Annotated in this window: 15 protein-coding genes and 1 tRNA gene; 9 read left to right on the plus strand and 7 right to left on the minus strand. The window is 57.8% G+C overall.

Annotation, left to right across the window (positions count from 1 at the left end):
- The first annotated feature begins 18 nt into the window (after nucleotides 1-18).
- From U738_RS17510 to U738_RS17520, 3 genes are read left to right on the plus strand one after another with little or no spacing between them, the layout of a single operon-like run.
- Nucleotides 19-1,704 carry a VRR-NUC domain-containing protein gene (locus tag U738_RS17510; RefSeq protein WP_035582810.1) on the plus strand — a complete coding sequence of 562 codons (1,686 nt, stop codon included), beginning with the start codon at nucleotides 19-21 and terminating at the stop codon, nucleotides 1,702-1,704.
- Complete coding sequence (locus tag U738_RS17515) at nucleotides 1,701-3,995, plus strand: ATP-dependent DNA helicase (protein ID WP_035582813.1); 2,295 nt, start codon at nucleotides 1,701-1,703, stop codon at nucleotides 3,993-3,995. Before U738_RS17510 ends, U738_RS17515 begins: the two co-directional genes overlap by 4 nt.
- A 21-nt stretch (nucleotides 3,996-4,016) precedes the next feature.
- Entirely contained in the window at nucleotides 4,017-4,799 is a 783-nt protein-coding gene (locus U738_RS17520; protein ID WP_035582815.1) for a sulfite exporter TauE/SafE family protein, read from the plus strand.
- Between the two features lie 17 nt (nucleotides 4,800-4,816).
- Here U738_RS17520 and U738_RS17525 read toward each other — a convergent pair whose 3' ends face one another.
- From U738_RS17525 to U738_RS17540, 4 genes are all read right to left on the minus strand, one after another.
- Nucleotides 4,817-6,031, minus strand: a complete 1,215-nt coding sequence (locus tag U738_RS17525) for an MFS transporter (protein WP_231896766.1) — start codon at nucleotides 6,029-6,031, stop codon at nucleotides 4,817-4,819.
- 282 nt (nucleotides 6,032-6,313) lie between these two features.
- On the minus strand, nucleotides 6,314-7,456 hold the full coding sequence (locus U738_RS17530; protein WP_035582817.1) for a mandelate racemase/muconate lactonizing enzyme family protein: 1,143 nt from the start codon (nucleotides 7,454-7,456) through the stop codon (nucleotides 6,314-6,316).
- Nucleotides 7,453-8,652 (minus strand): iron-containing alcohol dehydrogenase, encoded by a 1,200-nt coding sequence (locus U738_RS17535; RefSeq protein ID WP_035582819.1) that lies wholly within the window; start codon nucleotides 8,650-8,652, stop codon nucleotides 7,453-7,455. The genes U738_RS17530 and U738_RS17535 overlap by 4 nt, the downstream gene beginning before the upstream one ends.
- 5 nt (nucleotides 8,653-8,657) lie before the next feature.
- The gene (locus tag U738_RS17540; protein ID WP_035582821.1) at nucleotides 8,658-10,151 is read right to left on the minus strand and encodes an aldehyde dehydrogenase; all 1,494 of its coding nucleotides are present in this window, start codon (nucleotides 10,149-10,151) and stop codon (nucleotides 8,658-8,660) included.
- A gap of 183 nt (nucleotides 10,152-10,334) precedes the next feature.
- On the opposite strand from U738_RS17540, the gene U738_RS17545 reads away from it, so the two are divergent.
- Complete coding sequence (locus U738_RS17545; protein WP_035582824.1) at nucleotides 10,335-11,240, plus strand: LysR substrate-binding domain-containing protein; 906 nt, start codon at nucleotides 10,335-10,337, stop codon at nucleotides 11,238-11,240.
- Between the two features lie 26 nt (nucleotides 11,241-11,266).
- Here U738_RS17545 and U738_RS17550 read toward each other — a convergent pair whose 3' ends face one another.
- Nucleotides 11,267-12,181, minus strand: coding sequence for a LysR substrate-binding domain-containing protein (locus U738_RS17550; RefSeq protein WP_231896765.1), 915 nt, complete (start codon nucleotides 12,179-12,181; stop codon nucleotides 11,267-11,269).
- 98 nt (nucleotides 12,182-12,279) lie between these two features.
- On the opposite strand from U738_RS17550, the gene U738_RS17555 reads away from it, so the two are divergent.
- The 3 genes from U738_RS17555 (at nucleotide 12,280) to U738_RS17565 (ending at nucleotide 15,451) form a co-directional block, all read left to right on the plus strand.
- Complete coding sequence (locus U738_RS17555; RefSeq protein WP_035582826.1) at nucleotides 12,280-13,170, plus strand: HalD/BesD family halogenase; 891 nt, start codon at nucleotides 12,280-12,282, stop codon at nucleotides 13,168-13,170.
- 37 nt (nucleotides 13,171-13,207) lie between these two features.
- Nucleotides 13,208-14,461 (plus strand): M24 family metallopeptidase, encoded by a 1,254-nt coding sequence (locus U738_RS17560; protein WP_050713997.1) that lies wholly within the window; start codon nucleotides 13,208-13,210, stop codon nucleotides 14,459-14,461.
- A gap of 120 nt (nucleotides 14,462-14,581) precedes the next feature.
- Nucleotides 14,582-15,451 carry a glycine betaine ABC transporter substrate-binding protein gene (locus tag U738_RS17565; protein WP_035582828.1) on the plus strand — a complete coding sequence of 290 codons (870 nt, stop codon included), beginning with the start codon at nucleotides 14,582-14,584 and terminating at the stop codon, nucleotides 15,449-15,451.
- Nucleotides 15,452-15,599: 148 nt separating this feature from the next.
- Here the strand turns inward: U738_RS17565 and U738_RS17570 are convergent.
- Both U738_RS17570 and ispB read right to left on the minus strand, forming a co-directional pair.
- Nucleotides 15,600-15,676: transfer RNA gene (locus U738_RS17570), tRNA-Pro, on the minus strand.
- A 102-nt stretch (nucleotides 15,677-15,778) separates the two neighbouring features.
- Complete coding sequence (gene ispB, locus U738_RS17575; protein ID WP_035582830.1) at nucleotides 15,779-16,783, minus strand: octaprenyl diphosphate synthase; 1,005 nt, start codon at nucleotides 16,781-16,783, stop codon at nucleotides 15,779-15,781.
- Nucleotides 16,784-17,122: 339 nt separating this feature from the next.
- Here ispB and rplU point away from each other — a divergent pair, with 339 nt between their 5' ends.
- Together rplU and rpmA are read left to right on the plus strand one after the other, a co-directional pair.
- The gene (gene rplU, locus U738_RS17580; RefSeq protein WP_035582831.1) at nucleotides 17,123-17,434 is read left to right on the plus strand and encodes a 50S ribosomal protein L21; all 312 of its coding nucleotides are present in this window, start codon (nucleotides 17,123-17,125) and stop codon (nucleotides 17,432-17,434) included.
- A gap of 29 nt (nucleotides 17,435-17,463) precedes the next feature.
- The gene (gene rpmA, locus U738_RS17585) at nucleotides 17,464-17,721 is read left to right on the plus strand and encodes a 50S ribosomal protein L27 (RefSeq protein ID WP_008957069.1); all 258 of its coding nucleotides are present in this window, start codon (nucleotides 17,464-17,466) and stop codon (nucleotides 17,719-17,721) included.
- Nucleotides 17,722-17,771 lie beyond the last annotated feature (50 nt).

Genomic DNA, 17,771 nt, shown 5'->3' on the forward strand with positions numbered 1-17,771 from the left:
CACTGTTACAATGGATAAATGAACAGTGCTTTCGCGACGTCTACCGCCTCCCTTGATGACCCCTTCTATTACCTAACGAACTTTCGCTTCGTTTTGGCCTGGGTGGGGGAGCGCCACGCTGACCTGCTTTCGGCGGACGAGCGTGAATTCCTCAATCAATTCGATAACTTGCCGCGCGCTTCCCAGGCGCTGCTGGTGCGCATGGTGATGCGCAAAGGCGAGCTGTTCCGGCTTGGCAAACTTAGCTATACCGAGGTCGGTGACAGCGGCGATGCGATGGCGCCCTTGATGACGCTGGGTTGGGTCGATAATGCGCCCGCGCTGAGTATCGATGAGCTGTTTAACCAGCTGCGCCTCGCCGAGTTGCGCCAGATATTGGCGGAAGAGATACGCGCCGCTGGGCTTAGCGTATCGAGTTCCAAAACCGTGCTCTACGCCACGCTGGTTAGCCGCTTAACGCAAGCCGCGCCGCTGCAGACCTGGTGGCCCGAGGCACCTGACCGGGTGGTGCGCCTCACCGTGATGAATATCTGCGACCGTTTGCGTCTGATGTTCTTTGGCAATCTGAGGCAGGACTGGGCGGAATTTGTGCTGACTGAACTTGGCCTGCAGCGGTTTGAGGTGGTGCCGTTCACGCCGCAGTCCCGCGCCTTTCAAACGCGCCAGGAAGTGGATACCTACTTAGCGCTCCATCATTTGCGCCAACGCCTCGATGAGGGCGAATCGCCCGTTGACCTGCACCGTGAAGTGCCGCCGCCCTCGGATAACCGCTGGTTGGCCACCCGGCGCGCACGGTTACTGCTACAGCTGGGCCGTGAGGCGGAGCGCAGCGGTGATTCAGCGCTCGCGCTGGCGCTGTATGGCGATGCTGGGAGTAGCGAAGCGCGCATTCGGCAGCTGCGACTGCTGGAGCGCTTGGGCGAGCATCAAACAGCTTATGAGTTGGCTGCCCAGGCGCTCGATAGCAGCCCCACTGAAACCGAGCACCAGGCGTTGACGCGGATTCTGCCCCGCTTGCGGCGACGGCTTAAATTGCCTGCGGTGGCGAGTGACCCCGAGCCGGCCCATGTGCGTTGGGATCTCTCTCTGCCAGGGCCACAAAGCGTCGAGCGGGCGGTGGTTGCAGCCCTTAGCGAACCCCAGGCGCCGGTCTGCTATGTGGAAAACAGCCTGATCACCGGGCTGTTTGGCCTACTCTGCTGGCCAGCGATATTTGCGCCGTTGCCCGGCGCCTTCTTTCATCCTTTCCATAACGGCCCGGCGGATTTATACCGCGACGATTTCGTCGCGCGGCGGCGTGATGCCTTTGATGGCTGTTTAGCGCGCCTGGAAGACGGCAGTTACCGGGAGGTGATTCGAGCGGCCTGGCGGGAGAAGCAGGGTCTTGCCTCCCCCTTTGTCCACTGGCCAATTGTCGATGAGCCGCTGGTTGAGCTGGCGTTTGAGTGTATCCCCGCTGAGCATTTACGGGCCTGTTTTGAGCGGCTGCTGGGGGATCTAAAAGCCAACCGGGCTGGGCTGCCGGATCTTATTCAGTTGTTGCCCGATGCACCCGCGGGCACGCCACGCTACCGGATGATCGAAGTCAAAGGCCCCGGCGATCGACTGCAGGATAATCAACGCCGCTGGCTGGCTTTTTTTCACCAACAGGCTATGCCCGTTGCGGTTTGCTATGTGCGCTGGCAACCAGAAGAGGCCAAATGAGCCGTTATCGCTTGGCAGTGCGGGCGCTGTGCGATTTCACCGCTCGTGAAGGCGACCTTGATCACCGCTTTACCCCTGCCCCCAGTGCTCAGGAGGGCATACAAGGGCATACGTTGGTGGCTAGCCGCCGCGGGGCAGGCTATCTTGCTGAGCTGCCACTCTCTGGCAGCTATGAAGGAGGCCGTTTTGAAGGGCTAAGGGTCTCGGGCCGTGCCGATGGTTTTGACCCATCGGCCAATCGCCTGGAAGAGGTGAAAACCCACCGCGGCAGCTTGGAGCGCATGGCGGATAACCAGCGCGCGCTTCACTGGGCGCAGGTAAAGGTATATGGCGCGCTGCTGTGTGCCGAGCGTGGCTTGGAATGTATTACCTTAGCGCTGGTGTATCTGGAGATTGCTAGCGGTAAAGAGACCGTGCTTAGCCAAGAGGCCTCTGCGGCCGAGTTGCAGGCGTTCTTTACCGACCAGTGCCAACGCTTTCTGGCTTGGGCGGAGCAGGAGGCCGAGCATCGCCAACGCCGCGACAGTCAACTGCAAACGCTACGCTTCCCGCACGCCACGTTCCGCCCCGGCCAACGTGAGCTCGCTGAAGACGTTTATAAAGCCACCAGCACTGGCCGCTGCCTGCTCGCCCAGGCACCCACGGGCATTGGCAAAACCGTGGCGACGCTGTTCCCCATGCTCTCAGCCATGCCGCGCCAGCAGCTCGATCGCATCGCCTTTCTGACCATGAAAACCCCCGGCCGCCGTTTGGCGCTGGATGCTTTGGCCGCGTTGAACTCTGAAGCACAGCCGCTGCGGGTGTTGGAGCTTGTGGCGCGGGACAAAGCCTGCGAATACCCGGACCGCGCCTGCCATGGCGAATCATGCCCATTGGCAGCAGGTTTCTATGACCGCCTGCCTGCCGCCCGCCAAGCGGCAGTAGAGCAGGCGTGGCTTGATCGCCAGGCGCTGCGCGAGGTGGCGCTGGCCCATGACGTGTGCCCGTATTATTTAGGCCAGGAGCTTTCGCGTTGGGCGGACGTAATCGTCGGCGACGTTAACCACTGGTTCGATAGCCACGCGCTGCTGCACGGTCTGGCCCAGGCCAACGACTGGCGAGCAGGCGTGCTGGTCGATGAAGCCCATAACCTGGTGGAGCGTGCGCGGGGCATGTACAGCGCTGAGCTTGATCAGCAGCGTTTCAATCGGGTGCGCCGCTCTGCCCCAACATCGCTCTCCCGCCCTTTGAATCGTTTAGCTAGGCAGTGGCAGGCCGTTATTAAAGAGGCAGGGTTGGAGGAGGCAGGTGAGCCGGGTAAGCCAGGCTATCGGCTGATCACGACGCTGCCCGATAAGCTGGTGGCCGCCGCTCAGCAGGTGGGCGCGTCGATTACCGATCATTTGGGTGAACACCCAGAGGATGCGACGCTTGAGCTCCAGGAACTGCTGTTTGAAGCGCTGGCTTTTTGCCGCTTGGCGGAGCGCTTTGGCGAACACTCGCTATGCGACCTTACCCGTCATGGTCGTGGCCGGGCGGTGCTGGGTCTCCGCAATCTGATACCCGCCGATTTTCTGGCCGCGCGATTTAACGCCGCGCACTCTGTGGTGCTGTTCTCGGCAACGCTAACGCCCGCTCACTACTACCGGGATCTGCTCGGTTTGCCGGACAATACGGTCTGGCGCGAAGTGGCCTCGCCGTTTGCCGCCCGCCAGCTTGAGGTGCGTATACGGCGCGATATTTCCACCCGTTTCCGTGATCGGGATGCCTCCATTGAGCCCATCGTAGCGACCATGGTTCAGCAGTATCAGCGCAGGCCGGGCCACTACTTGGCGTTCTTCAGCAGCTTTGCTTACCTTGCGGCAGCGCTGGCGCGGTTTCGCGAAGCGCACCCAGACGTGCCCGTGTTCAGCCAAACCCGCGGGATGCCGGAGGCGCATCGCGAGGCGTTTCTGGCGCGCTTTACCCCCGGTGGCAAAGGCATTGGCTTTGCAGTTCTGGGCGGCGCTTTTGCGGAAGGCATCGACTTGCCCGGCGACCGGCTAATCGGCGCCTTTATTGCCACCCTGGGCCTGCCGCCGTTTAACGACTTCAACGAAGCGCTTAAGGCACGTTTAAGCGCGCGCTTTGGCCAGGGCGACGACTACACCTACCGCATTCCTGGCATGATCAAAGTGGTGCAGGCGGCGGGGCGGGTGATTCGCAGTCCAGAAGATGAAGGGGTTGTGGTATTAATGGATGATCGTTTCGCACAATCTAATGTACGTGCGCTACTACCTTCCTGGTGGACGGTGGACACTCTTACTCAATAACGACGATGGTTAGGCGAGCCAATGACGGATTTACTCTGGTACCAGTACGCGCTGATCGGGCTGATTTTTGCCTGGAGCGGCTTTGTGAGGACGAGCCTGGGCTTTGGTGGTGCCGTGCTGGCGTTGCCCTTCCTGCTCTTGGTGACCAATCAGCCATTGGTTTTCCTGCCGATTATCGCCATTCACCTGCTGATTTTCTCTAGCTGGATTGCTTGGAACGGGCATCGGCAGTTGCAGAAACAGGGGGCAGGAGGCTCCTCGTCGCAGAGTAATATCGATTGGGGCTATCTAACCAAAGCCTTAAAAATCATGATTATCCCCAAGCTAATTGGGGTGGTGGGGCTGTTAACGCTGCCTGCGCAGGTCATGACCAGCATCATTTTCGGCATTGTATTCATCTATGCCATTGGCTATGTGCTCAACAAACCGTTCAAAAGTAAAAACAAATACGTGGACTACGTGCTGCTGGCGCTAGGCGGCTATGTCAGCGGTACCTCACTGATTGGCGCGCCGCTGATTGTGGCGGTGTTTGCCACGCACGTCGCCAAAGAGCAGCTGCGGGATACCATGTTTGTGCTGTGGTTTATCCTGGTGGTGATCAAAATGGTGTCGTTCTTGATTGCGGGCGTCGACCTTCAACTGATTCACCAGCTTTGGCTGCTGCCCTGCGCTTTCATTGGTCATTTAGTCGGCGAGAGAGCCCACCGCTATATGTTAAAAGCGGATACCGGGCTGTTCTTTCGTGTGCTGGGCGCGGTGTTGATTGTGGTCAGCGTGGTGGGGTTGATCCACCCACCCGGGTAGCCAGTTGCCGCCGCCGTCTATAGCTGGCTGTCGGCCTGTAGCGTCGTTTTACTTAAAATAGTCAGCGTGATGGCGAACAGGCAGCAGAGCACTGCCATGGCAATAAAGACGCTGCGCAGTGAATCAAGCCAAATCATCCCAGAGGCGACCACCACTGGAGATATAAATTGGCCGAAAAAGAAGGTTGAGGTAAATCCGCCAAATACCCGGCCACGTACCCTCTGTGGTGTGATGCGCATCAGCCATGTGGTGGTGTTGGGCATAAAGGCGCCAAGGCCCAAGCCCGAGATTGCCGCGCCCACTATGGCCATGGCATAGCTCTGGGTAAACCCAACGATCAAAAAGCCTGCGGCCGCCAGCAGGAAGCCTAAAACGTAGATGGTCATTACCGATAGAAACGGTTTGTAGTAGCCGTAGCAAAACGCCACGATACTGGCCGTTAGGGCTGCCATGGAAAGCGCAATGCCAATCGCCATGCCGCTGACTTGGCCCTGCTGAGAAAGCAAAAAGGGCAGTTGGGCGGGGAACATATAAAACATGGTCATGCTGAGCATGGCGATGAGGTAAGCAAGGCCCGTGCGTCCGATATCCACCTTCACCGGCGCATCGTGGGTATCATGGCTAGCGCTATCGCTGGCTTTGGGCTCTTGAAGAATCGCCCAGGCATAGGGCAGTAGCAGCACGCCAGTCAGGTAGAGTAAAAACGGCCCCCGCCAGCTCCAGTCAGAAAGTATTCCGCCAAGATTAATAAAAATAACCCCGCCCAAAGCCATACAGCTACTTTGTAGCCCTAAAAAGCGGGCGCGTTCGGCGCTATCGAAATAATCCCCTACCAACGTGGTGCTGATACTCAGAATACCGGCTACCGCAATACCCATCAGTGCGCGGGAGCTTAATAGCAGATCCACGCGATCAATGAAAAAGCCCGCGACCCCCGCAAAACCGTAGATGCCCAGCATCATCAGCAGCAATTTCTTGCGTCCAAACCGGTCAGCAAGATAGCCCATCAGTGGACTGAACAGCGTAATCATCAGCGCAGGCAGGGTCAGAATCAGCTGGATCACTACCTGGGGCTGGTCGGGAAAATGGCGGCTGATACCCGGCAGTGCAGGCGCGATAATTGCCCCCGACATCACGGTCATGGTGCTGGCAAACAGCAGTACGGCCTTAATATGTGTTAATTGGCTAATGGTCTTGTCCATATCAAGAGAAGGAGGGAGAGTGAAAAGCATAAACACATATCGTAGCATGTTTGTTAGCATGCTAGTTTGTTTTGCACTCTTTCACTGAGCCATTTTTGACTAGCTTTGCACAGTCACAAACGGTTATGCCGCGTTAGTCGCGGCATAATGAGATAGATGCTGGCAGGTAAAAGGCAAGTGAGCCATCAATAAATCACGTTGCGGCGGCGATTGAGCACCTCCGACACACGGCCACTACTGCTGATGTAAGGCTCTAAATCACGCAGGGTCAATCCTTGCTGTTCTATGCAGAATTTAATGGCTCAATGATGGCTATTGCCAAGTTGCTTGGTCAGCGCGGGTGGCCGCCAGGCGTGCTTCATCAAGTGTGATGCCCAGGCCAGGCTCATCAGAGAGTGCCAGCCAGCCCTCTGCGTCGGGCTTGATAGCGGTCGTCAGCGGAAAGTCGCGCACCTCAGGTGTCCATTCCGGCGGATCGAAGGGGTACTCCAGATAAGGACAGCCTGTTGGGCCAACCGCTCCAGCGGTGAGATGCAGATTGGCGGCAAGACCAATGCCATTGCCCCAAGTATGCGGCGTGAACCATTTGCCCGCTGTGGTGACCTCTTTCGCCAGACGCGATAGGCCGAGAAGGCCTATTGAGCACACTGCGTCCGGTTGATAGACGTCGAGACACTGCTGTCGCAGCATTTCGCGGAATTCATAGGGTTCGCGGGTCATCTCGCCACCGGCGATTTTCAGTCGCTCGCCGGTCAGGTCGTTGAGGGCGCGCATGCCGGGGTAGTCCCCGCGATAGAGCGGCTCCTCCATCCAAAGCACATTATGGCGAATCAACTCCTCAGCCACCTCGCTTGCCTTGGCCAAATCCCAGGGTGCCTGGGTATCCCACGGCATCCGCCAGCCCTGGTTGCAGTCGACCATCAGATCCAATTCTTGTCCCACGGCATCACGCACAGCGGTGAGTACGGCCAGATCATCGTCGAGCCGCTGGCGACCAAAGCGTAGTTTCAGGGCGGGGATGCCCGCGTCGCGAACCTGCTCGGCGAGGGCGACGACCTGCTCGGTAGGGCGATGGGTGCCGCTGGAGGCGTAAGCCTTTAGGCGTGACGAGGTGCCGCCCAACAATTGCCATAATGGTTGGGCCTTGATCTTGCCGATCAAGTCCCAGAGGGCAACTTCCAATGGCCAGCAGCGCCCGGCATGAAAACCGATGTTGTCAATGACTGCGCTGTGACGCTCGATGGCTAAGGGGTCCTGACCAATAAAAAGCGACCGGAAGTCGTTGAAGCCATACATGGCATCACCCGAGCCGATGCCCTCACGGCCTTCGCTGTCGATCACGCGAACGATGGCAGCCGGAAACTTGCGCCTGGGTTGGCTATCCCAGGCTGCTGGGAAAGGTGGGTCGAGTTCGCACTGGTGCTGGCTGATCTCGATGCGCTCGATCACGTTCATGCGCTGACCTCCCTGTTCTGGGTGGCAAGCTCGGCGACGCGACGAACGAACACGGTCACAGTGGCTTCAGCGAGCCATTGCCAGTCATCGCCAGTGGGACGGCGAGCAGCGTTGCGGGCCATGGGCGCGTTCTCTTCTTTTTGCATGGTCAAGGCTAGCGCCTCAGCGTTTAGCGTCAGCTCAGCGAAGGGGGCAAGGGCTTGATTAAAATCGGCCTGATCAGCGAGCTCACGGAATAGCCTGGGCAAGTCTTGGGCTTTGCTGCCGGCTTTCAGGGCATGGGCTGCTGGCGTGAAGCGTGCTTCATTACCTGTCACTGACCAAGCCAATGACGCTTCCAGAGCCAGCGTTACGGCAACACCGTGCGGTAAGTGGTAACAGCTACCCAGGGCATGGCCGATGTTGTGTGCGATGCCGGTGCCACCATTATCGATGGCCTGGCCCGCTAGGCAAGCAGCCTCCTGCATGCGCTGGCGGGCCTCCAGATCATGCGGGGTAGCCACTGCAATGGGCAGCGCCTCGCCTACCTGGCGGATGGCCTGCAGCGCCGGGGCCTCAATAAACGCGTGTCGCCCCTGGCCGGTAGTGGCCTCCAGCGCGTGGACGAAGGCATCTAGGCCGGTGGTGGCGGTGAGTGGAGAGGGCAGTTCACGCGTTAATGCCGGGTCGAGGAGGACGGCGTCGGGTAACAGCTCGTCGCCCCAGGCCCAAAGCTTGCGCCCCTGCGTATCGGTGAGGATCGACGTGCGCGTAACTTCGGAGCCGGTGCCCGAGGTAGTTGGCACCATCACGGCGGGTACACGCCCTGCCCAAGGGGTCACGGCCAGCAGGTAGTTCTCCATGTCACCAGGGCTTTCTGCTAGGGCTGCGACTAGCTTGGCGATGTCTAACGCGGTGCCGCCGCCCAGCCCTATTACCAAGGGGCGGCCGGTCAGGGCACGTACCGCCGCTGCGGCCGCATCGGTGCTAGCCACGCTGGGTTCGCCCGCCGGTGCCAGGAAGGTATCTACCTCGGCATCAACCGCCAGATCGTCGACCAGTGCATCGACTAGGCCAGTCGCGGCAAGACCTTGATCACTGATGACCATATAACGGCTGGCGCCCAGGCGGCAGCGAAGCTCGGGTAGCTGCTTAAGACTGTCAGGCCCCGCTATGATCTGTGTCTGACGTCCGGTGTGAAAATGGTTCAGGGGCATAGGGCTCAAATCTCGATCCAGGTGGTCTTGAGTTCTGTGTACTTATCAAAGGCGTGGAGCGATTTGTCGCGGCCCTGGCCGGATTGCTTATAGCCACCAAACGGCGCATTGATCGATGTGTGGTCGTAACAGTTGACCCAAACGGTGCCTGCTCGAAGCGCGCGGGCGGCGCGGTGGCCGTCGCGGAGTCGATCAGTCCAGATCGCCGCGCCTAGGCCATAGTCAGTGTCATTGGCGATGGTCAGCGCCTCATCCAGATCGTCTACGGTAATCACCACCAGAACGGGCCCGAATATTTCCTCGCGCGCCACCCGCATATCGTTGGTGACATCGTCGAGTACTGCCGGGGTCAGGTAGTACCCGCCGCTCTCGCTGCGTACCTGCTCGCCGCCGAACAGGAGTCGTGCCCCTTCGCGCTGGCCCTGCTCGAGATATCCTTGCACCTTTTCCATATGTGCCTGTTCAATCATCGCCCCCATCTGGACGGCTGGGTCGAGTGGGTCACCGGGCTGTAGTGCCTCGGCCCAATCGCGAAGTTTGGTAAGCAGCGCTTCCTTGACCGCTCGATCGACGATCAAGCGGGTTCCCGCGTGGCAGGTCTCGCCCTGGTTGTACCAGACACCATAGGCGACCGACATGGCGATGGTGTCCAGGTCTTCCACATCGCGTGTGACGATGTGGGGGCTCTTGCCACCGCACTCCAGACCGATGCGCTTCATATTGGAGTGCGCGGAATACTCAAGAAAGGCTTTTCCGACCTCAGTGGAGCCGGTAAAACCGACAGCATCGACGCCGTCATGCAGGCCCAATGCCTTACCCGCTATGTGGCCCAGGCCTGTGACCACCTGAAAGGCGCCCGCGGGAATGCCAGCCCCTTGGGCAAGCTCGGCCACCTTGAGCGTTGCCAGGCTGGACTGCTCCGCGGGCTTGAGTATCACCGAGTTGCCAGCGCCCAGTGCCGGGCCGATCTTCCAACTCGCGATAATCAACGGGTAGTTCCAGGGCACCACGGCGGCGACCACGCCCATCGGCTCACGGTCAACCATGCAGACGCTGCTTGCCCCGTTAGGTGCCGTCTCGCCGTAAAGCTTGTCGAGTGACTCGGCATACCAGCGCAGCCCTCCGACCAGGCCGGGCACATCCACGGTTGTGGTCTGGCCAATCGGCTTGCCGGTTTCCAAGGTCTCAAGTAACGCAATATCGTCCAGCTGTGCCTCAATGGCATCCGCCCAGGCAAGCATGCGCGATTTGCGCTCGGTGGGCGCCAAGTCTCGCCATTCACCACTCTCGAAACTGCGGCGAGCACTGGTGACAGCGAGGTCGACGTCGGCAGCGTCGCAAGCCGCCACATCGGTGAGCACTTGACCAGTGGCAGGATTCTCTGCAGAAAAGGTAGCGCCGCTGCGAGCCGGGACGAATTGTCCGTCGATATAGGCCAGTTGGGGCAGCGGGAGCGTGCTCGCACGTTTCTGCCAGTCGGCGTGGGAACGGTCCGTCATCAAATAACCTCGGCGGTGAGTTGGCATGTCGTCGTGATATTAGGCGCTCAGGTGTGGCCCCACAAACGAGGAAAGTGAACTCCGGGTATTCTAATAACTCATGCAAGGCTGGTATTAGGCAGGCAATTACTGACATTATCTGCTTAGTTTCTGCGAAAAAATCACCCAATGAGGCCCTGGCGCATGTCACGCACTTTACCTCCACTCAATTCTCTCAAGGCCTTCGAGGCAGCCGCCGAGTGTGCGAGTTTTACCCTGGCGGCGCAGCGGCTCTGTGTGACCCAGAGCGCGGTTAGCCGTCAGGTAAAGTTACTGGAGGAGCAGTTGGGGGTGCCGCTATTTCAACGTGGTTCGGGCCACCTGCGATTGACCGACGCGGGGCGGCGGTTGCAGCCAGTGCTGCGCCAGTCCTTTGATCGCATTGCCTGGACCGTAAGAGGGCTGCAAGAGCCAGATGCTGTCCCCCACCTGCGTCTGAATGCGCCGCCTACCTTTGCCAATCGATGGTTAATCCCGCGACTGGGGCGCTTGAAATCATTGCACCCTGATCTGGAGCTGTCCCTGACAACGCGTGCCGATGATGACCTTGTAGGAGACGAAAACCTGGATGCAGCGATTCGTTTTGGAACCGGTGAATGGTCGGATGCCGAGCTTGTGCACTTGATGCAAGAAAGTCATATCGCCGTCTGCGCACCCAAGCTCAGAGGGTCTATGCGTCGTGATGCGCTCGACCTCAATCACCAGGTGCTGCTTCATGTTCTTTGGGGCGAAGATCGCTTTCATACCTGGGATCATTGGCTGTCAGCGGCCGGGATCGAAGGCGTGAAGACCAGCGGTGGTATCGCGTTTGATCTACTGGAATTGGCGATTCATGCTGCCGTCAACGCGGTAGGGGTGACCATCGCTGACCGGCACATGGTTACTCGTGAGCTGGATAGAGGGGAGCTCGTATCATGGCTTGATGTCGAGGTCACTGGGCATCGCTCTTACTGGTTGGCAACCCGGCCGCATCAAGTGGAGTCGGCCAACCTCAAGCTTTTCCGCCAATGGCTGGCGCAGGAGATCGAAGATCCGCCTGTCGGTTTATAAGCAGTTACGGGCAGGTGACCGCAGGGCTATGAGGCGTCGTGGAGGCTGTTATCGGAGAGAAGTTGTTCACGCAGTAGGTCGACGAGCGTATCACCCGCGGGATGCTGGAAACTCGGCGATTTTCGAACCGCCAGCTCGGCAGGGGGCAACGCTGGGAACCCGTCTGCTTCATCAAGGATGCGCCAGTTCTCGGGCATGGCGCGTCGATCAGTGACCGTGACGGCCTTGCCCTGATTAACGGCAACGCGCAGCCCGGTGGGGCTTTGGGTCGTATACTCCAGCGACCATTGTCTGCCTAGGCGCGTAAGGGCTTCCAGGGCGCGCTCTCGATAAGGGCAGTGGTCAGGGAAAAGCGCCAGTGCAAGCGGCGCATTGGGGGCGACACAATAATCTTGATGCGCTGCCCAAACCACTTCCTCATGACCCATTGATACCCCATGCCGTTGGCTCTTGTGTTGAATGGTCAGTACGAGATCAAGCTCTCCCGCTTCCAAAGACTCGATGAGCTCACTCGACATGCGGCAATGAATATGCGGCCGAATGCGAGGATGTAGCTCGGCAAGGCGCGCCAATAGTGCCGGTAGCCAGGCTTCGGCATAATTTTCTGGTAGGCTGAAACGAATGATGCCGTCGTGGTCGCCGTGACCAAGCACGCTCAACGCCTCGCGCTGCAATTGCAACAGGCGGCGGGCATAGACCAGAAACGTTTCTCCATCTTGAGTGAGTGTCAGTTGACGGCTCGTGCGCTGCAAGAGACGCGTGCCGAGCCGTTCTTCCAGGGTGCGTATGCGCAGACTAATGGTCGACTGCGTCTTATGCAGCTGGTTGGCGGCAGCGGTAAACCCATTGTTGTCCACCACGGCAACGAAAGCACTCAGCAGTTCATTGTCGAGCGACGGCGTGCGAGGCGAACTATCGGTATAGCCGATGGAATCGATCACAAGGAATTGTTTCCTCAATAGAGCTGGTTTATCCACTATGCCTCCAGATACGCCGAGGTGCCAAGCCCGGTTCATATTTCTTTCTGGAGGATAATCCAATGCTGAACGCTGATCAGTTGGCGGATGCTGAGCGCCTAGATTTGTCTGCCTTTGTCGATACCCAGCGCTATCCGCTCGATGACCCAGATAGCCCGCCGCTTATTGAGGTCATTGAGTCTGCACGGCGTGATCTTGACCGTGAGGGCTGTGCGGTGCTGCGAGGCTTTCTGCACCCGACTGTGCTTGAGCAAGCACGGACAGAGAGCGCGCGCATGGCCGAGAAAAGTTTCTTCAACACGCGCCAGGTCAACGCCTATTTTACGGCTGATGACCCCTCGCTACCGGATGATGACCCACGTCGGATATTCATGACACGCACCAGCGGTTTCGTCACTCGGGACATGATCACGGCGGATAGCCTGATTCATAGACTCTATGTCTCCAGGGCAATGAAGTCGCTGGTGGCACGCTGTCTTGGCGAAGAGCAAATTTATGAGTATGCCGACCCTTTCGCTGGCCTCGTGCTCAACGTACTGCCCGATGGTACTCAGCAGCCGTGGCACTACGACACCAACGAATTCATCGTCACCATGATGACGCAGCAGCCCGAAGCGGGCGGCGTTTTCGAGTATTGCCCGGGTATTCGTACACCGCAGGACGAAAACTATGCCGGTGTCAGCGCAGTGATTCGTGAGGATGATTCAGCACCGATAAAGCGTCTGGATCTGCGTCCAGGTGATTTACAGATTTTCAAAGGGCGCTTCAGTCTGCACCGCGTCTCAGAGGTGCAAGGTGATACGCCAAGACTGACGGCCATTTTCGCCTATTCGCAGCAGCCCGGCGTGGTCGGCAAGCTCGAACGCACACGCCAACTGTACGGGCGTGTCGCCGAACAGCATATCCAGGCTGAAGCCAGCGATGCCGAGCGTAATGACGGCCTGATCGACTGAGCACCCATCCCTGTAGCTTTACTGAAGAGGAGAGACCATGAAGATGGATCTCGATACCCTCGGTATACTTCCGCCGACTCATGAGCCTAGCGATTGCGAGCCGACGCACGCCGAGATTGAACAGGTACTGCTCGACCGTCTTGGCCGTGTTCGGCATGAACTCGTCAAACATGACCTGGCCGCGGTCGTGCTCTTTGACCCGGCACACGTACGTTATGCCACAGGCTCGCGCAACATGCAGGTCTATAGCTCGCGAAACCCGGCGCGCTATGCGTTCGTCCCCGCTGAAGGGCCAGTGGTGTTGTTCGAGTTTTCCGGCTGCGAGCACTTGGCCAAGCACCTACCTACGGTGGATGAGATTCGCCCGGCGAAGGCAATTTCCTATTACTTCAATGAGAAGAACACCGAGGCGGTGACCCGCGCCTGGGCGGACGAGATCATCGACCTTGTTCGTCAATGTGGCGGCGGCAAGCGTATCGGCATCGAAAGCGCCACGCCGGAAGCGGCATTCATGCTGCAGAGGAGCGGCTTAGAGGTATTGGATGCACAGGCGCCACTAGAGTTGGCACGCGCCATCAAGGTACCCAATGAGATCAAAATGATCCGTTCGTCTCTGCGTGCGGTGGAAGAGGGTGTACATAAGCTCGAAATGGCGATCAAGCCGGGCATGAGCGAGAACGCTGTGTGGTCACGGCTGCACCAGCACATCATCGAAACTGACGCTGACTTTGTTGAGACACGCTTGATGAACTCGGGGCCGCGCACCAATCCATGGTTCCAGGAGTGTTCAGACCGAATCATCCAAGATGGCGAACTGGTGGCGCTGGATACCGACGTGGTAGGGCGCTACGGGTATTATGCCGACTTCTCCCGCACTTTCCTGTGTGGTGATGGCCAGGCAAGCCAGGCACAGAAGGATCTCTACGCCATGGCCTACGAACAGATACGTACCAATATGCAAAACATCCGGCCCGGCATCAGTTTTAAGGAATACGCCGAGCGTGCCTGGCAACTGCCAGAAGCCTACAAGGCGCGCCGTTACTTCGCTTTGGCGCATGGCGTTGGCATGAATGGCGAGTATCCCTACATCGTTCATCGTGAGGATATCGACGACAAGGGCTACGACGGAATTATTGAGCCGGGAATGACGCTTTGCGTGGAGAGCTTTATCGGCCACGAAAAGGGTGGAGAGGGCGTCAAGTTGGAGGAGCAACTCTACGTACGCGACGACGGAAAAGTGGAGTTACTGTCCGATTATCCCTTCGATTCCAGGTTGCTGGGATATACCTAGTGAAAGGGTGCTACATTCTTTTTTCTCATGATAGCTATTCAGTAATGTCGATCGTTATTCGGTAATAACCTGCTACGATTGACTTTTTAGCATGGCTGAATTATTAGAAGGGAGCTTAATATGAATAAAATCTCATCATCGTTCTTGGTGGTAGGGCTGCTCGCAACGACAACTGCCGTTCAGGCGGACAATCACAAGTCATTGGTGATCGGTACCAATAATTGGGCCGAAAACATTGCAGTTGCCAACATGTGGAAGATCATCCTTGAAGAAGAGCATGGCTACGACATTGAACTTTCCGATGTCGGCAAGAGTGTGCTTTACAGTGGGTTAGCCAACGAGGATTTCGACCTTTCCCTGGAAATCTGGTTACCTACCACTGATGCCTCTTTCCTTGAGCCTCACAAGGATGCGATTGACGTGCACGATGTTTGGTACGAAGGCACTGGGCTGGGCCTGGTGGTGCCGAGCTACGTGGATATCGACACCATCCCTGAGCTTGGCGAAAACGCCGAGGCTTATGAGTACCAGGGTAGCCCGACTATTCTTGGTATTGACTCAGGTTCGGCAATTGCAGGCTCTACCGACGATGCGATAGACGTGTATGAATTGCCACTTAAGCAAATCAATAGCTCTGGGCCGGCGATGATGGCGGCGCTAGATGATGCTTATCAGCGCGAAGAGCCGATCGTCGTGACACTGTGGAGCCCGCATTGGGCTTTTGCTGAGTACGACCTCAAATATCTGGAGGATACTGAGGGCGTTTATGGCGAAAGTGACGATATTCACTGGTTCTCGCGCAAAGGTTTCGGTGACGATGATCCCTGGCTAACGTCCGTGCTCAATGATTGGTACATGGACGACGATACATTGGGCGGCCTGATGGCCGAAATCGAGCAAGCCGGTGACCCAGTAGAAGGTGCCCAGACTTGGATCGATGAGAATCGTGACTTGATTGATGGGTGGATAGCGGCTGGTGACGACGAATAATACTTTATTGACTACCTGAGTCAGCATAGCTGAGCTATGTTAGCAGTCGTTCGTTTTGGCGCGTGCTACCTATATGGAACCTAGTGTGCTGCCAACAAAAAACGGCCACTTGCTGAGTTAGCTAAGTGGCCGTTTTTTCTGAAATTTTTGGTCGGAATAGCAGGATTCGAACCTACGACCTCTGCCTCCCGAAGGCAGCGCTCTACCAAGCTGAGCTATATTCCGAATAGGTTGCTGAGGCTTAAGTGTTCGCTCTCAACAACGGAGGTGGATAATACTTAGCCAGAGGTATTTTTTCAAGTCCTCGGTGTCGTCAGGCCGCAATTTTTATGCTTGGCGATCAACCGCTAAGCGGGCTAGCTGGGCCATGCTGTCTCGGTAGGCGCTGGGCGGCAGGGCATCCAACTGCTGCAGGGCTTTATCGGCCATCTCTTCGGCCCGCTGGCGGGTGTAGTCGAGTGCGCCAGTGGCGTGGATGATTTCCAGTACGGCGTCGAGTTGCTCAAGCCCGCCATCGCGAATTACCTGGCGAATCAACTTGGCCTGCTCCGGCGTGCCTTGCTCCATAGCGTAGATCAGCGGGAGCGTGGGTTTGCCTTCGGCCAGGTCGTCGCCGACGTTTTTGCCCATGGCATCGGCGTCGCCCTGGTAATCCAACAGGTCGTCAATCAGCTGGAAGGCGAGACCCAGGTAGCGGCCGTAATACTGGAGCGCCTGCTCCTGTTCCGGTGTTGCTTCCGCCAACACGGCACCACTGTGGGAGGCCGCTTCAAATAATTTGGCGGTTTTACCCAAAATGGTCTCGAAGTAGTCCTCTTCGGAGATGCTGGGATTGCCGATGTTGGTCAACTGCAGCACTTCCCCTTCCGCGATGATGCAGGTGGCGCCGGAGAGAATCGCCATAATGCGCATGGAGCCTACATCGACCATCATCTGAAACGAGCGGGCATAAAGGAAGTCACCGACCAGTACCGAAGGCGCATTGCCCCAGGCGTCGTTGGCGGTTTTCTTGCCCCGGCGCATATGTGATTCATCCACCACATCATCGTGGAGCAGGGTGGAGGTGTGCATAAACTCAATCAGCGTGGCCAGCGGGATATGCTTGTCGCCGGTGTAATTGAGGGAACGGGCGGCGAGTAGCGCCAATAAAGGGCGCAAACGCTTGCCACCGCTTTCGGTGATGTACTGGCCGATGGTTTCGACCAGCGGTACTTTGGAGTTAAGCTGTTCGACAATCGTCCGGTTGACGGCTGCGAAATCATCGGCCACCACGGCGTGCAGCGGTGAAGGCGTTGGGCTGACGGGCTGGGCTGAGGAGACGTTAGCGGTCATGGGATTCGTTCATCGCGGCAGATGGAGGCGGTAAGTGTCGCCCGTAATTGTGGCCACGTAGTTGTGGTCATAGGTTGGGGCCATGCTATGGGGCTGCCTGTTGGGCGTCAAGATACGCACAGCGGTTACGGTATCGCATTCGTCATCATTGGCAATTGACATTTGTCGATAGTCTTGTGATAAGAGAAGATAGTCGTTATAATCCGCGACCCACTCATCATGCTCCCTGTCAGATGGCTCCAAAAGGGGCGCCACTCGCAGCAGGTCGATAAGAGCGATTCCCGATGAGCGCTGTTTAACGGTTGAACAAACGGCACTAACGACAGTCCGGAGAGCGACATGTACGCAGTTATCAAAAGCGGTGGTAAGCAGTACCGCGTTCAAGAAGGTCAAACCCTCAAGCTTGAGAAAATCGAAGTCGCTACCGGCGAAACGATTGAGTTTGACGAAGTGCTGATGGTCGCAGACGGCGATGACTTCAACATCGGTGCGCCGATGCTCAGTGGTGCTAAAGTCTCTGCCGAAGTGGTTTCCCACGGACGTGGCGATAAAGTCACCATCATCAAGTTCCGTCGTCGTAAGCACCACATGAAGCGTCAGGGCCACCGCCAGTGGTTCACTGAAGTCAAAATTACCGGAATTTCTGCGTAAGCGGTCAATTCCCTTAGGAGGATTTTGCAATGGCACATAAAAAGGCAGCTGGCTCCACGCGCAACGGTCGCGATTCCGAGTCCAAACGCTTAGGTGTGAAACTCTTCGGTGGCCAAGCGGCGACTGCGGGTAACATCATCGTGCGTCAGCGCGGCACGCGTTTCCACGCGGGCACAGGCGTAGGCCTTGGTCGTGACCACACGCTGTTCGCACTGAGCGACGGTTTTGTGAAGTTTGAGACCAAAGGTCCGAAAAACCGCAAGTTCGTAAGCATCGTTTCTGCCTAAACGGCTAGTGCTATGCTCGCGGTTGCGAGAAAAAAGGCCCCGCTATGGCG

The organism is Halomonas sp. TG39a (assembly GCF_000744395.1).
Lineage (GTDB): Bacteria > Pseudomonadota > Gammaproteobacteria > Pseudomonadales > Halomonadaceae > Vreelandella > Vreelandella ventosae_B.